This is a genomic window from Microbacterium enclense (assembly GCA_038182865.1).
GTDB classification, from domain to species: Bacteria; Actinomycetota; Actinomycetes; order Actinomycetales; family Microbacteriaceae; genus Microbacterium; species Microbacterium enclense_B.
Map to the genome: position 1 here is coordinate 3,449,486 of CP116226.1, position 14,489 is coordinate 3,463,974.

General features: G+C 69.9%; 13 protein-coding genes. 10 read left to right on the top strand and 3 right to left on the bottom strand.

Annotated features, from left to right (window positions below; translation table 11 throughout):
* Positions 1-70: 70 nt before the first annotated feature.
* The 4 genes from ileS to ndk are packed head-to-tail and all read left to right on the top strand — an operon-like array spanning position 71 to position 5,652.
* On the top strand, positions 71-3,481 hold the full coding sequence (gene ileS, locus PIR02_16390; GenBank protein ID WZH36323.1) for an isoleucine--tRNA ligase: 3,411 nt from the start codon (positions 71-73) through the stop codon (positions 3,479-3,481).
* The gene (locus PIR02_16395; GenBank protein WZH36324.1) at positions 3,478-4,830 is read left to right on the top strand and encodes a bifunctional folylpolyglutamate synthase/dihydrofolate synthase; all 1,353 of its coding nucleotides are present in this window, start codon (positions 3,478-3,480) and stop codon (positions 4,828-4,830) included. Before ileS ends, PIR02_16395 begins: the two co-directional genes overlap by 4 nt.
* Positions 4,818-5,231, top strand: a complete 414-nt coding sequence (locus PIR02_16400) for a DUF4233 domain-containing protein (GenBank protein WZH36325.1) — start codon at positions 4,818-4,820, stop codon at positions 5,229-5,231. The genes PIR02_16395 and PIR02_16400 overlap by 13 nt, the downstream gene beginning before the upstream one ends.
* Before the next feature lie 4 nt (positions 5,232-5,235).
* Positions 5,236-5,652, top strand: coding sequence for a nucleoside-diphosphate kinase (ndk, locus tag PIR02_16405; protein ID WZH36326.1), 417 nt, complete (start codon positions 5,236-5,238; stop codon positions 5,650-5,652).
* Positions 5,653-5,787: 135 nt separating this feature from the next.
* Here the strand turns inward: ndk and PIR02_16410 are convergent, their stop codons facing one another.
* Both PIR02_16410 and PIR02_16415 read right to left on the bottom strand, forming a co-directional pair.
* A complete protein-coding gene (locus PIR02_16410; protein ID WZH36327.1) occupies positions 5,788-6,024 on the bottom strand; it encodes a PLDc N-terminal domain-containing protein in 237 nt (78 codons plus the stop codon).
* A 37-nt stretch (positions 6,025-6,061) separates the two neighbouring features.
* Positions 6,062-6,658: a vitamin K epoxide reductase family protein gene (locus PIR02_16415; GenBank protein ID WZH36328.1), complete on the bottom strand. Its 597-nt coding sequence runs from the start codon at positions 6,656-6,658 to the stop codon at positions 6,062-6,064.
* Positions 6,659-6,943: 285 nt separating this feature from the next.
* On the opposite strand from PIR02_16415, the gene PIR02_16420 reads away from it, so the two are divergent.
* Complete coding sequence (locus PIR02_16420; GenBank protein WZH36329.1) at positions 6,944-9,565, top strand: Rne/Rng family ribonuclease; 2,622 nt, start codon at positions 6,944-6,946, stop codon at positions 9,563-9,565.
* 71 nt (positions 9,566-9,636) lie between these two features.
* Here PIR02_16420 and PIR02_16425 read toward each other — a convergent pair whose 3' ends face one another.
* The gene (locus PIR02_16425; protein WZH36330.1) at positions 9,637-9,915 is read right to left on the bottom strand and encodes a DUF4031 domain-containing protein; all 279 of its coding nucleotides are present in this window, start codon (positions 9,913-9,915) and stop codon (positions 9,637-9,639) included.
* Between the two features lie 212 nt (positions 9,916-10,127).
* Between PIR02_16425 and rplU the strand changes: the two genes are divergently transcribed.
* From rplU to PIR02_16450, 5 genes are all read left to right on the top strand, one after another.
* Positions 10,128-10,436, top strand: a complete 309-nt coding sequence (gene rplU / locus PIR02_16430) for a 50S ribosomal protein L21 (protein ID WZH36331.1) — start codon at positions 10,128-10,130, stop codon at positions 10,434-10,436.
* 18 nt (positions 10,437-10,454) lie between these two features.
* A complete protein-coding gene (gene rpmA, locus PIR02_16435; GenBank protein ID WZH36332.1) occupies positions 10,455-10,712 on the top strand; it encodes a 50S ribosomal protein L27 in 258 nt (85 codons plus the stop codon).
* A 98-nt stretch (positions 10,713-10,810) separates the two neighbouring features.
* On the top strand, positions 10,811-12,355 hold the full coding sequence (gene obgE, locus PIR02_16440) for a GTPase ObgE (GenBank protein ID WZH36333.1): 1,545 nt from the start codon (positions 10,811-10,813) through the stop codon (positions 12,353-12,355).
* Positions 12,352-13,188 (top strand): glutamate 5-kinase, encoded by an 837-nt coding sequence (gene proB, locus PIR02_16445; protein ID WZH36334.1) that lies wholly within the window; start codon positions 12,352-12,354, stop codon positions 13,186-13,188. Before obgE ends, proB begins: the two co-directional genes overlap by 4 nt.
* Positions 13,189-13,192: 4 nt before the next feature.
* Positions 13,193-14,452, top strand: coding sequence for a glutamate-5-semialdehyde dehydrogenase (locus PIR02_16450; GenBank protein ID WZH36335.1), 1,260 nt, complete (start codon positions 13,193-13,195; stop codon positions 14,450-14,452).
* Positions 14,453-14,489 lie beyond the last annotated feature (37 nt).

Here is a 14,489-nt window from a genome sequence, read left to right on the forward strand (position 1 = left end):
GGCGCAACGCGGGGTGGTACCGCGGTCCGTGAGGGTCGTCCCCGCAGGTGGATCCAACCTGCGGAGAGACATGACCTACCCACGCCCCTCATCTTTCGGCCCCGCCGCTGACGGCACGGCAGCCGAGACGGCATCCGTCGTCCCCAGCCCCCGCTTCCCGGCGATCGAGCAGGAGACGCTCGCGTTCTGGGAGGCCGACGACACCTTCCGCGCCTCGATCGCGAACCGCGACGGCGCCGAGGAGTGGGTGTTCTACGACGGCCCGCCCTTCGCCAACGGCCTGCCGCACTACGGGCATCTGCTCACCGGGTATGCCAAGGACGTCTTCCCGCGCTTCCAGACCATGCGCGGCAAGAAGGTCGACCGCGTCTTCGGCTGGGACACCCACGGTCTTCCCGCCGAACTCGAGGCGATGAAGCAGCTCGGGATCACCGAGAAGGACGAGATCGAGCGCATGGGGGTCGCGACCTTCAATGCCAAGGCGCGCGAGTCGGTGCTCGAGTACACCCGCGAGTGGCAGGACTACGTCACTCGCCAGGCGCGCTGGGTCGACTTCGAGCGCGGCTACAAGACGCTGGACACGTCGTACATGGAGAGCGTGCTGTGGGCCTTCAAGACCCTGCACGACAAGGGCCTCGCGTACGAGGGCTACCGCGTGCTGCCGTACTGCTGGCGCGATGAGACGCCCCTGTCGACGCATGAGTTGCGCATGGACGACGACGTCTACAAGATGCGCCAGGACCCGTCGGTGACCGTCACCTTCCCGCTCGTGGGCGCAAAGGCAGAGGCCCTCGGCCTCACCGGCGTTCGGGCCCTCGCGTGGACGACGACGCCGTGGACCCTGCCGACCAACCTCGCGCTCGCGGTGGGTCCCGGCATCCGGTACGCCGTCGTCGAGGGCGGTCCGCACGGCGCCGCCGATGTGTACCGCGCGCCCGACGGCACCCCCGACGAGGCGATCGAGGCGACCGCTCACCGTTACCTGCTGGCCGAGGACCTTCTGCCGGGTTACGCGAAAGACCTCGGATACGAGACCCCGGATGCCGCCCGCCAGGCGGTGCAGACGACGATCCTGGGTTCGGAGCTCGAGGGCGTGTCGTACGACCGCCTGTTCGACTACTACGCCGACGCCGAGACGTGGGGGACGCGGAATGCGTGGAAGATCCTCGTCGACGACTACGTCACGGTCTCGGACGGCACCGGCATCGTTCACCAGGCCCCGGCCTACGGCGAGGACGACAAGCGCCTCGCGGATGCCGCGGGCCTGCCGACGATCATCTCGCTCGACGACGGCGGCCGGTTCCTGTCGGCCGTGACAGACGTCGCGGGGGAGCTCTGGATGGAGGCCAACCGGCCGCTCATCCGTCTGCTCAAGCAGGGCGGTCGGCTGCTCCGCGAAGCGTCGTACGAGCACTCCTACCCGCACTGCTGGCGCTGCCGGAACCCCCTGATCTACAAGGCCGTATCGAGCTGGTTCGTGCGGGTGACCGACATCAAGGACGACCTGCTGGCGAACAACCAGCGGATCACGTGGGTGCCCGAGAACGTCAAGGAGGGCCAGTTCGGCAAGTGGCTCGAGGGCGCGCGCGACTGGTCGATCAGCCGCAACCGCTACTGGGGCTCACCCATCCCGGTGTGGAAGAGCGACGACCCGAACTACCCGCGCGTCGACGTGTACGGCTCGCTCGCCGACATGGAAGCCGACTTCGGCCGCCTGCCGGTGAACGCCGACGGCGAGGTGGACCTCCACCGCCCCTACATCGACGACCTCACGCGCCCGAACCCCGACGACCCGACGGGGCAGTCGACGATGCGCCGCATCGAAGACGTGCTCGACGTGTGGTTCGACTCGGGCTCCATGCCGTTCGCCCAGGTTCACTACCCGTTCGAGAACCACGAGTGGTTCGATGAGCACGCCCCGGCGGACTTCATCGTGGAGTACATCGGCCAGACCCGCGGCTGGTTCTACGTGATGCACGTGCTCTCGACCGCGCTGTTCGACCGTCCGGCGTACACCGGGGTGTCGTGCCACGGCATCGTGCTCGGCAACGACGGCCAGAAGATGTCGAAGTCGCTGCGCAACTACCCCGACGTGCGCGAGGTGTTCGACCGCGACGGCTCGGATGCCATGCGCTGGTTCCTCATGTCGAGTTCGGTGCTCCGCGGCGGCAACCTCGTCGTGACCGAGGAGGGGATCCGCTCGGGAGTGCGCGAGTTCCTCCTGCCGCTGTGGAACGCGTGGTACTTCTTCGCGACGTACTCCAACGCGTCCGGCCCCGACGGCTACACCGCCGAATGGCGCACCGACTCGACCGACGTGCTCGACCGGTACATCCTGGCGCTCACCGGTGACCTCGTGCAGGGCGTCGCCGCCGATCTCGAAGGCCTGGACTCCACGACCGCGTCCGAACGTCTGCGTGACTTCGCCGAGGTGTTGACCAACTGGTACATCCGGCGCTCCCGTGACCGCTTCTGGGTGGGGGTGACCGAGGACCCGTCCAGCCGCGAGGCCTTCGACACGCTCTACACCGTGCTCGAGACCCTCACCCGTGTCGCCGCCCCGCTGCTGCCGCTCGTGACAGAGCGCGTGTGGCAGGGCCTGACGGGTGGGCGCAGCGTGCACCTGGAGGACTGGCCCGACGCGTCGGCGTTCCCCGGGGCGGAAGACATCCGCACCGCGATGGACACCGTCCGTGACGTCTCCAGCGTCGCCAACGCGCTGCGCAAGCGCGAGGGCAAGCGCGTGCGCCTGCCGTTGCCTCGCCTGACGGTGGTGACTCCGGATGCCGCAGGCCTGGCGCAGTTCGAGGACCTCGTGCGCGAGGAGCTCAACGTCAAGAGCGTCCAGGTGGTCGAGCTGACGCCGCAGTCCTTCGACGAGTTCGGCCTCGCGCAGCGGCTCGTCGTCAACGCGCGCGCCGCCGGCCCTCGTCTGGGCAAGCGCGTGCAGCAGGTCATCCAGGCGGCGAAGGCCGGGAACTGGACCGAGACGGAGCGAGGCATCGTCGTGCAGACCGCCGACGGCGAGGTCGTGCTCGGCGACGGCGAGGGCACGCTCGAGACCGACGCCTCGAGCCTGGCGGAGGGCGAAGCGGTGGCGATCCTCGTCGCTGCCGAGGGATTCCTGCTGCTCGACACGTCGACCACTCCCGAGCTCGAAGCCGAGGGCCTGGCACGCGACATGATCCGCGGTGTCCAGGACACGCGCAAGGCCGCCGGCTTCGACGTGAGCGACCGCATCTTCCTGTCCCTGACCTTCGTCGAGGACGCCGACGCGCACGCCGTCGCCCAGGCGTTCGACGCTGCGGGCGTGGCATCCGAGACCCTCGCCGAAGCCGTCGTGCTCGCTGGCCCCAAGGCCCGACTCATCGAGCGCGGCGCGCCGCTCCCCGCCGAGTACGAGACGGAGATCCCGGCCAGAACCTACGCGAACGTCGGTGCCGTCACGGTGGCCGTCGCGCGGATCGGAGCCCCCGCATGAGCGATCGCACCCGAGCCGACGCCGTCTACGCGGCGCTGCTGGAGCGCCAGGGCGAGCAGTGGGTGCAGCCGCGCGTCGAGCGCACGCGCCGCGTGCTCGAGCTGCTCGCCGACCCGCAGCGGACGTACCGCGTGATCCACGTGACCGGGACGAACGGCAAGACCTCGACGAGCCGCATGATCGAGAGCCTGTTGCGCGCGATGGGGCTGCGGACCGGGCTGTTCACCAGTCCGCACCTCGAGCGGTTCACCGAGCGCATCCTCATCGACGGTGAACCGGTCTCGGATGCCGCGATCGCCGACGCGTGGGACGAGATCACTCCCTTCGTCCAGATGGTCGATGGCGAGCTGGCCGACACGGGAGACGCCCCGCTGACCTTCTTCGAGCTGCTGACCGTCCTCGCTTTCGTCGCCTGTGCCGACGCACCGATCGACGTGCTCGTCCTCGAGGTCGGCATGGGCGGGGAGTGGGACTCGACGAACACGGCCGACGGTGACGTCGCGGTCTTCACCCCGATCGACATCGACCACGTCGACCGTCTCGGCTCGACGATCGCCGAGATCGCCACGGTCAAGTCCGGCATCATCAAGCCCGGCGCCGCCGTGGTCTCCGCGGCCCAGCCCCCGGAGGCGCTCCGCGTCATCCGTGCGCGTGCGGAGAAGGAAGGCGCCTCCGTGGCGGTGGAGGGCGGCGAGTTCGCCCTCGCCGCGCAGACGCTCGCCGTCGGCGGGCAGCAGCTCACCATCCGCGGCGTCGTCGGTTCGTACCCCGAGGTGTACCTCCCGCTGTACGGTGCGCACCAGGGGCACAACGCCGCTCTCGCCGTCGCCGCGGTCGAGTCGCTCATCGGCGGGGGCACCCAGCCGCTGGCCGCCGAGGTCGTGGCCGACGGCCTCGGCAACGCGACCTCGCCGGGGCGCCTGCAGCTGCTGGGCACGGCGCCGACCGTGCTCGTGGACGCCGCGCACAACCCCCACGGCGCGCGCGCCCTGGTCGCCGCTCTCGACGAGGCATTCGACATCGACGAGTGGGGGGCCGTCGTCGGCATCCTCGACGGGAAGGATGCCGTGGGTATCGTGACCGCGCTCGTCCCCGCTGTCGCACGGGTGTTCGCGACCGCTCCCGACAGCGACCGCGCGACCGATCCCGACACGATCGCCGACGTCGCCGAGGCGGCCGACCTGCCCGTCACGGTGCACCCGACCCTCGAAGACGCCGCTGATGCCGCGCGTGCGTGGGCCGCGGAGTCCGACCGGCGCGCGGTGGTCATCGCCGGGTCCGTGGTCCTGGCGGGGGAGGCCCTCCGGCTCTCCGAACTCGAAGACTGGAAGGCCGGGTGGCAGGAGTGAGCCCCCGCGAACCCCGGGTGCGCCGTCAGCGCGGAGCCCTCGAGTCACTCGGAGCCGTGGTCCTCGGCTTCGAGTCGATCGTCGTCTTCCTCGGCGGCCTCGTGGTGTACGGCCTGAAGGTCCTGCCGTTCGGCATCGACCCGTGGTGGGGGATCGTCGGTGGTGTCATCATGGCGCTCGCGATGGTCGTCGTCTCGGGACTGCTCCAGCGTCGATGGGCCGTATGGGCCGGCTGGGGTCTGCAGGTGCTCTTGCTGCTCGGCGGCTTCCTCGTCCCGGCCCTCGCCGCCGTCGCTCTCATTTTCGGCGGCATGTGGGCGTATGCGACCATCAAGGGAGCGGCGCTGGACCGGGAGAACGCCCGACGCGCCGCTCAGCCCAACCTCTCGAACGGAGAATGACCCCATGGCCACCGAAGAGACCCTTGTCCTGGTCAAGCCCGACGGCGTCGCCCGCGGTCTGACCGGCGCGATCCTCGCGCGTATCGAGGCGAAGGGCTACGCCCTCGTCGACATCCGCCTTGTCGAGCCCGACCGCGAGACCCTCGCCCAACACTACGCCGAGCACGAGGGCAAGCCGTTCTACGAGCCCCTCCTGGAGTTCATGCTCTCGGGCCCCTCCGTCGCGATCCGCCTCGCCGGGAACCGCGTCATCGAGGGCTTCCGCTCGCTGGCCGGGACCACCGACCCCACCACCGCGGCCCCGGGCACGATCCGCGGCGACTTCGGTCGCGACTGGGGCCTGAAGGTGCAGCAGAACCTCGTGCACGGCAGCGACAGCGTCGAATCCGCCGAGCGCGAGCTCGCGATCTGGTTCGCCTGACCCCGGATGCCACGAAGGCCGCCACCCCGAGAGGGGGGCGGCCTTCGTCGTGAGGGCGTTCCCGTCCGTCTGCCGACTCACGATCGCCGCGCCGACACACGGACGGGTCCGTCTCGGAGTCGCCGATCGACGTGCTCAGGTGCGGGAGACTTCGCCCCCGGCCCGTCGCCCGGCCGCGAGCCAGGCGAGCGCCCCCAGGACGGGTACGAAGAGGATCACGACCACCCAGACCAGCACCGACCCCGACGTCAGGCGTGGTGCTGCGCGGGACAGGCTCACGATCGCCCACACCGCCAGCCCCAGCGCGACGATGACGAGCCCCGACCAGACGAGGTCGTACGCCGTCGGGATCAGCGGGTTCACGGCATCCATGCCCCGACCGTACGGCAGATGGCCGGGGGAGACCAGCTCAGAACTGTGCGAGCACGTTCAGACGCAGCTGTGCCAGCACCGCGATGACGACGAAGGCCGCGAGCGTCATCAGCGGGACCCAGGGCATCAGACGGTCGGCGATCGACCGGACGCGCGCGACGGGGATGACGCCCTCCCGCAGAACGTGCAGCGTGACGACGAAGAACGACGGGATCACCACCGACCACGTCACCATGCACCACGGGCACAGCGTCCCGAGCACGAAGATGCTCTGGGAGATCAGCCAGATCACGAAGGTGAGCGCGAAGGCGAAGCCGACCCAGAACAGCGCCCAGAACCAGCGCGCGAAGCGCGCCCCCGCGAGTAGAGCCATCCCCACCACGATCGGCGCCGCCCACGCGGTGAGACCGATGATCGGATTGGGGAATCCGAACACGCTTCCCTGCGGCGACTGCAGGTTCGCCGAGCACTGCACGAGGACGCTGAAGTCGCAGGATGCCGCTTCACCCGGGTTCGTCAACTGGGCGAAGCGCTCCATGGTCAGTGAGAACGCCGCCCACCAGCCGACGACGCCGGCGAAGACGAGCCAGATCGCAACGACGACGGGGCGGCGTGCGGGCACGGAGTCACTCATGGCTCGATTGTGTCACCGCGTCCTTCGCTGTCGGCTGAGGATCGCTCGGCGTCGAACAGCATCGCGTGCGGAGGTTTGGGAGCGGACCGTGCGATAATGGTGTTCCGATGTACCGCGGCCGCGCCGCGAGAGCATCACCAGAAGACTTCGGGCGATGACCGCCCTTCGCAGCACGAGCCTCCGGCCTGCTGCAGACCGAGTGAGTTCGCGGCCCCGCCGGGTGCGGCGCCGCACGAGATTTCGCCGGGCGACGCGCGGTGTCGCCCCGCCAGGGAGTACGCCACAATGGCAGACGCAAGCGACGAACAGAACAGCACCGAGCAGACGGCGCCCGACGCAGCGGTCGAGCAGGCCGACAGCACGGTCTCCGCGCCCGACGCCGTGGATGACACCGCGGCCGTCGAGTCTCCCGCCGCCGAGGAGGCGCCCGCCGCTGACGCACCCCTCGCCACGGCGGCGGACGCGGGCGAGACCCCCGCCGTCGACGCCCCGGGTGTCGACGAAGAAGAAGGCGCAGTTCAGGATGCCGAGAGCGCTGCGGCGCTCGACACGGCCCCACCCGCGGTCCTCGACGAGTCGGCACCCGCCGGCGCACCGGAGGACGCTGCTCCAGCGGACACCGCTCCGGCGGACACTGCTCCCGCGGACGCCGCCGCGTCCGCGACCGAGGAGACGGAGAAGCCCGCCGAGGCCGTGGCATCCGACGCCCCCACCCAGGACGCGACGATCCCGGAGAAGCCGGAGCGCCCGACCGCCGTCTCGCTGGGTCTGCTGCCCGAGGTGTTCGTCTCGGCCGTCTCGACGCAACTGCACTTCTACGCTCCGGAGCCGCTTCCGGCGGCCCTGCGCGACGAGTCCGATGAGCGCGGCCTCCGCGACGACAGTGACGACGACGCACCTGCCGAGCGCACCTCGGCGAACGCCCGCCGCCGCAACCGCCGCCGCGGTGGCGCGACGGTTCCGACGACCGACGACCGTGAGGACGCTGCGCCCGCACCCGCGCGCCAGCGCGCGGTCGAGGTCGTCACGGAGCCGCAGCGCATCAAGGGCTCCACGCGCCTCGAGGCCAAGAAGCAGCGCCGCCGCGACGGTCGCGAGGCCGGTCGCCGCCGCCCCGTCGTCACCGAAGCCGAGTTCCTCGCGCGCCGCGAAGCCGTCGACCGCGTGATGGTCGTGCGTTCCAAGGCCGGTCGTATCCAGATCGCCGTGCTCGAAGACAACGTGCTGGTCGAGCACTACGTGGCCCGCAATCAGGACGCGTCGCTCATCGGCAACGTGTACCTCGGTCGCGTGCAGAACGTCCTGCCCAGCATGGAGGCCGCCTTCGTCGACATCGGCCGCGGCCGTAACGCCGTGCTCTACTCGGGCGAGGTCGACTGGGACGGTATCGACACCGGCAACCAGCCCCGCCGCATCGAGCTCGCCCTGAAGTCCGGCGACCGTGTGCTCGTGCAGGTCACCAAAGACCCCGTGGGCCACAAGGGTGCGCGCCTGACGAGCCAGATCTCGCTGCCGGGCCGCTACCTCGTGTACGTGCCGAACGGCACGATGAACGGGATCTCGCGCAAGCTCCCCGACACCGAGCGCGCACGCCTGAAGAAGATCCTCAAGGAGGTCCTTCCCGAGTCGTCGGGCGTGATCGTCCGCACCGCCGCCGAGGGGGCCACCGAAGACCAGCTGACGCGCGACGTGCAGCGCCTCACCTCGCAGTGGGAGCACGTGAGCACGCAGCTGAAGACGATCCAGGCCCCCGCGCTGCTGCACTCCGAGCCCGACCTGCTCGTCAAGATCGTCCGCGATGTCTTCAACGAAGACTTCACGCGCATGCTCATCCAGGGCGATGAAGCGCTCCAGACGATCTCGAACTACCTCGCCGGCGTCGCCCCCGACCTGCTGGAGCGCGTCGAGAAGTACGAGGGCGAGCAGGACCCGTTCGACGCCTTCCGCGTCACCGAGCAGATCGAGAAGGCGCTCGACCGCAAGGTCTGGCTGCCCTCCGGCGGTTCCCTCGTGATCGACCGCACCGAGGCGATGACCGTGGTCGACGTCAACACCGGCAAGTTCGTCGGCTCGGGCGGGAACCTCGAAGAGACCGTCACGAAGAACAACCTCGAGGCGGCCGAGGAGATCGTGCGCCAGCTGCGCCTGCGCGACATCGGCGGCATCATCGTCGTCGACTTCATCGACATGGTGCTCGAGTCCAACCGCGACCTCGTGCTGCGCCGCCTGATCGAGTGCCTCAGCCGCGACCGGACGAAGCACCAGGTCGCCGAGGTCACCTCGCTCGGTCTCGTGCAGATGACGCGGAAGAAGCTCGGTCTCGGACTCCTGGAAACCTTCAGCGAGGCGTGCGAGGTCTGCGCCGGTCGCGGCGTCGTCGTTCACCACGACCCCGTCGTCCGCCACCGCACGCCCGCGAACGGCAACGGCGGCGGTACCGGGGGCCAGGGCAACCGCCGCTCGCGCGGAGGCAACGGCAACGGAAACGGCGCTCCCGCTCCCAGCGGTGCCGGCAACGGCAACGGGGGCTCGAACGGCAACGGGGGAGCGGCTGCCGCTCCCGGAGGCACGCACGTGATCACCGAAGGCGTGAAGTCCGCCCTCGCGCAGATCGCGGCATCCACGATCCACCCCACGGTCGAAGACCCCGCTGTCGTCGAAGCGGCCGTGGTCGCCTCGGTCGAGGCGGTGCTGGATGCCAAGGTGGAGACACCCGTCCGCGAGAAGCGTCCGCGCAAGAAGCGCGAGCCCCGCGCTCCGCGCACCGAGAAGGACGCGCTGCTGGAGTCCGTGCTCGAGGCTCTTCCGGAGCCGAAGGCGCCGGGTCAAGGTCGCTCGCGCCGCCGCGTCACCACCGCGGCCCTGACCGGCACCCCGGTCGACGCGCAGCCCTCGACGGAGTCCTGACCCGCATCACACCCGCGCGAGGGGCCGTTCTCCGCCGCTTCGATCTGAAGGAAGCGGCGGAGTACGGCCCGTCACGCGCGGCGGGAGCGACGCTCGCGCGCCGTGATGCGCAGCCCCGAGGCCCGCAGGCGGCGGACGAGCTCGCGCCCGCCGACGTGCACTGCTCCCGCTGCGACGAGGTCGGCGTGGCGCTCATCGGGCACGTCGTAGTGGTCGAGATCGAACGCCCGTCGGGGGATTCCGGCCGCTGCGGCGAAGGCGTGCAGCTCGTCGAGATCGCTGTCGCTCACCAGGTGGGCCCAGAGTCGACCGTGCGCGGGCCACTGCGGGTCGTCGATGAGGATTGCCATCCCGCGATCCTACGGTCGACACGCGGGTCGAATGCTTTTGCCGGATGCCGCCGGGTGAGCTAAACTTGACCCTTGGTGCGTCGCGTCCGCCCTACGGGAGCGTGACCCCGCTGACTTTCGTCGGCCGGACCGCACCGAGACTTGGGTCATCAGACCCTCCCAACGTCATCAGACAACCGGAGCCCCGCGCTCCCGAACGAAACAGGTGTGAAGTGGTTTACGCAGTTGTGCGCGCCGGCGGCCGCCAGGAGAAGGTCCAGGTCGGCACGGTCGTCGTGCTCGACCGCCAGAAGGCGAAGATCGGCGAGAGCATCCAGCTGCCCGCCGTCCTGTTCGTCGACGGCGACGCGGTCACGACCGACGCCGACAAGCTCGCGAAGGTCTCGGTCACGGCCGAGGTGCTCGGCGAGGAGCGCGGTCCGAAGATCGTGATCCAGAAGTTCAAGAACAAGACCGGCTACAAGAAGCGCCAGGGCCACCGCCAGGACCTCACGCGCGTCAAGATCACCGGCATCAAGTAAGAGCCAGGAGACGCAGAGATGGCACACAAAAAGGGCGCAAGCTCCACCCGTAACGGTCGTGACTCCAACGCACAGCGCCTCGGCGTGAAGCGCTTCGGCGGCCAGGCCGTCAACGCCGGCGAGATCCTCGTCCGCCAGCGCGGCACGCACTTCCACCCCGGCGCCAATGTCGGCCGTGGAGGCGACGACACGCTCTTCGCTCTCGCCGCCGGTGCGGTCGAGTTCGGCAACAAGGGCGGCCGCAAGGTCGTCAACATCGTCGCCGCAGCGGAGTAATCCACAGCGCTGAACGCGCGATAGAGGGGGTGGGCACAGCCCGCCCCCTCTTCTTTTCTTCCCCCGGTCATCGGCCGGTCCGTCCCGAAAGGACTTCCATGGTCACCTTCGTCGACCGCGTCACTCTGCACCTGCGTGCGGGCAAGGGCGGCAACGGCTGCGTGTCGGTGCGCCGCGAGAAGTTCAAGCCGCTGGCCGGTCCCGACGGGGGCAACGGCGGCAACGGCGGCGACGTCGTGCTCGTCGCGGACCCGCAGGTGACCACGCTGCTGTCGTACCACCACTCTCCCCATCGTTCGGCCGGGAACGGCGGGTTCGGCATGGGCGACCACCGCTCGGGCGCGGAGGGCGAAGACCAGGAGCTCCCCGTTCCGCTCGGGACCGTCGTGAAGAACCCCGACGGCTCGGTCCTCGTCGACATGCTCACCCCCGGAATGCGATTCGTCGTCGCCCCGGGCGGTCTCGGCGGTCTCGGCAACGCCTCTCTCGCCTCGCCCAAGCGCAAGGCTCCCGGGTTCGCACTGCTCGGCACTCCCGGGTGGGAGGGCGATGTCGTCCTCGAGCTGAAGACGGTCGCCGACGTCGCCCTCGTCGGCTTCCCCTCGGCGGGCAAGTCGAGTCTGATCGCCGCGGTCTCGGCAGCGCGCCCCAAGATCGCCGATTACCCCTTCACGACCCTGCACCCCAACCTCGGCGTGGTCCAGTCCGGCGACGTGCGCTTCACCATCGCCGACGTCCCCGGCCTCATCGAGGGTGCCAGCGAGGGCAAGGGCCTCGGCCTGGAGTTCCTCCGCCACGTGGAGCGGTGCACCGCTCTCGTCCACGTCCTGGACTGCGCCACCCTCGACCCGGGCCGCGATCCCCTCAGCGACCTCGACGTCATCCTCGCCGAACTCGGCGCGTACCCGGTCCCCGAAGGGCAGACCCCTCTGCTCGAGCGTCCGCAGCTCGTCGCGCTGAACAAGATCGATGTCCCCGAGGCCCGCGAGCTCGCCGACTTCGTGCGACCCGATCTCGAGGCTCGCGGGTTCCGCGTGTTCGAGATCTCGACGGTCAGCCGCGCGGGTCTGCGCGAACTCACGTTCGCCCTCGCCGACGTCGTCGAGCAGCACCGCATCGCGACGATCGAGGACGCCCCCGCCGAGCGCATCGTCATCCGTCCGCAGGGCTCGAAGAAGGACTTCGAGATCAAGGTCGAGGGCGGCACCTATGGTCCCGTCTACCGCATCCTCGGCGACAAGCCGGTCAAGTGGGTGCAGCAGACCGACTTCCAGAACGAGGAGGCGGTGGGCTATCTCGCCGACCGTCTGGCGCGTCTCGGCGTCGAGGACGGTCTGTTCCGGGCCGGAGCTGTCGCCGGCGCGACCGTCGTCATCGGCCCCGGCGACGGCATCGTCTTCGACTGGGAGCCCACGCTCACCTCGGCCGCGGAGCTCATGACCGCTCCGCGCGGTACCGACCCGCGTCTCGTGCAGAATCCGCGTCGCACGTCGTCCGAGCGTCGCGAGCGCTATCACGAGCGGATGGATGCCAAGGCCGAGGCCCGTGCCGAACTCGAGAACGAGCGTCGCGCGGCGCGTGCCGCGGGGATCACGCCCGACGGTGACTCGTCGTCCTTCTTGAGCGAGGATGAGGATCGGTGACGGCCGCAAGTCGCGCCGCCATCCCGCGCGCGTCGCGCGTCGTCGTGAAGGTCGGATCGTCATCGATCAGCGGTGACGGAGCCCACCGGATCGACACGATCGTCGAGGCACTCTCCCGCGCTCATGCCGCAGGCGTCGAGGTGGTGCTGGTCTCGTCCGGCGCGATCGCGACGGCGCTCCCGCTGCTCGATCTGGAGGGTCGTCCGAACGACCTCGCAACGCAGCAGGCGGCCGCGGCCGTCGGGCAGAACGTCCTGATGTGGCGCTACCAGACCTCTCTCGATCGTTTCGGGCTCCTCGCCGGACAGGTGCTGCTCACCGCGGGCGATCTCGAGAACACCACACCCCGGTCGAATGCCCGTCGAGCCATGGAGCGACTCCTGGGTCTCGGCATCCTGCCCATCGTCAACGAGAACGACACGGTCGCGACCCACGAGATCCGCTTCGGCGACAACGACCGGCTCGCCGCCCTCGTGGCGCAGCTGATCGGCGCCGACGCGCTCGTCCTGCTCAGTGACATCGCCTGCCTGTACACGGCGCCCCCGAACGAGCCCGGCGCCCGGCCCATCACGGACGTGGCGTGGGGCGACGACCTTTCGGAGTTCGAGTTCGGCGCGGGTGTCGTCAACGGTGTCGGCACCGGGGGAGCGGCGACCAAGGCATCGGCCGCCAAGCTCGCCTCGGCCGCCGGGGTGGGGGTCCTCGTCACGAGTGCCGACCTCGTCGCGGAGGCGCTCTCCGGACAGTCTGTCGGCACCTGGTTCGCTCCGAATCCGGATGCCGTGACCCTCTCGACCGGCCCGGTGGGGGCCGTCGTCGCGGCGGTAGACTGACACGATGACCACGATCGCCGTCTCCGTCGATGAGCGCCTGCGTCTCGCGAAAGACGCCGCTCGAGAGGTCGGTCTTCTCGGCAGCGACGAGAAGTCCGCTCTGCTGATCGCGGTCGCCGATGCTCTCGAGGCTGCGACCGACGACATCGTCGCCGCGAATGCCGACGACATCGAGCGCGGCCGCGCCGCCGACATCGGCGACGCGCTGCTCGACCGTCTTCGCTTGGACACCGACCGCGTCGCCGCTCTGGCTGCGGCCGTGCGCGACGTGGCCGTCCTGCCCGATCCCGTCGGCCGCGTGCTCGATCGGCGAACGCTGCCCAACGGACTCGAGCTCGAGAAGGTCGCCGTGCCCTTCGGTGTCGTCGGGTCGATCTACGAGGCCCGGCCGAACGTGACGGTCGACATCGCGGCACTCGCGCTGCGGTCCGGAAACGCGGTCGTCCTTCGGGGCGGCTCGGCGGCGCAGAGCTCGAACGCGGCCCTGGTGGCCGTGATGCGTGCGGCCCTGGCTGCCCGGGGCGTCTCGCCGGAGGCGATCCAGAGCGTCGACGACTTCGGTCGCGACGGAGCGCGAGCCCTGATGAACGCACGCGGTCTCGTCGATGTCCTCGTCCCGCGGGGCAGCGCCTCCCTCATCGAGACGGTCGTGACGGAGTCGACGGTGCCCGTCATCGAGACGGGTGCGGGAGTCGTGCACGTCTACCTCGATGAGACGGCGCGAGCCGACTGGGCGCGTGACATCGTGCTCAACGCCAAGACCCAGCGTCCGAGCGTCTGCAATGCGGTCGAGACGGTTCTGGTGCACCGCGAGGCTGCCGACCGCCTCTTGCCCGAACTCCTCGTCTCTCTCGCCGAGGCCGGCGTCACGGTCCACGGCGACGCGACCGTGACCGGTTACGATCCTCGCGTGCTCGCCGCCACCGAGGCCGACTGGGCGACCGAGTACCTCAGTCTCGACCTCGCCGTCCGCGTGGTCGACGATCTCGACGCCGCTCTCGAGCACATCCGGCTCTACTCCACCCACCACACCGAGTCGATCATCACCGACGACGATGCGGCGGCTCGGCGCTTCCTCGCGGAAGTCGACTCGGCCGTTGTGCTTGTCAACGCCTCCACGCGATTCACCGACGGCGGCGAGTTCGGTTTCGGCGCCGAGGTCGGAATCTCCACTCAGAAACTGCACGCCCGCGGACCGATGGGTCTCGCCGAACTCACGAGCACCAAGTGGCTCGGGCGCGGCGACGGACAGGTACGCGCCTAACCGCCTAAAATGGCACTGCGTCCCGCGCAGACACCCG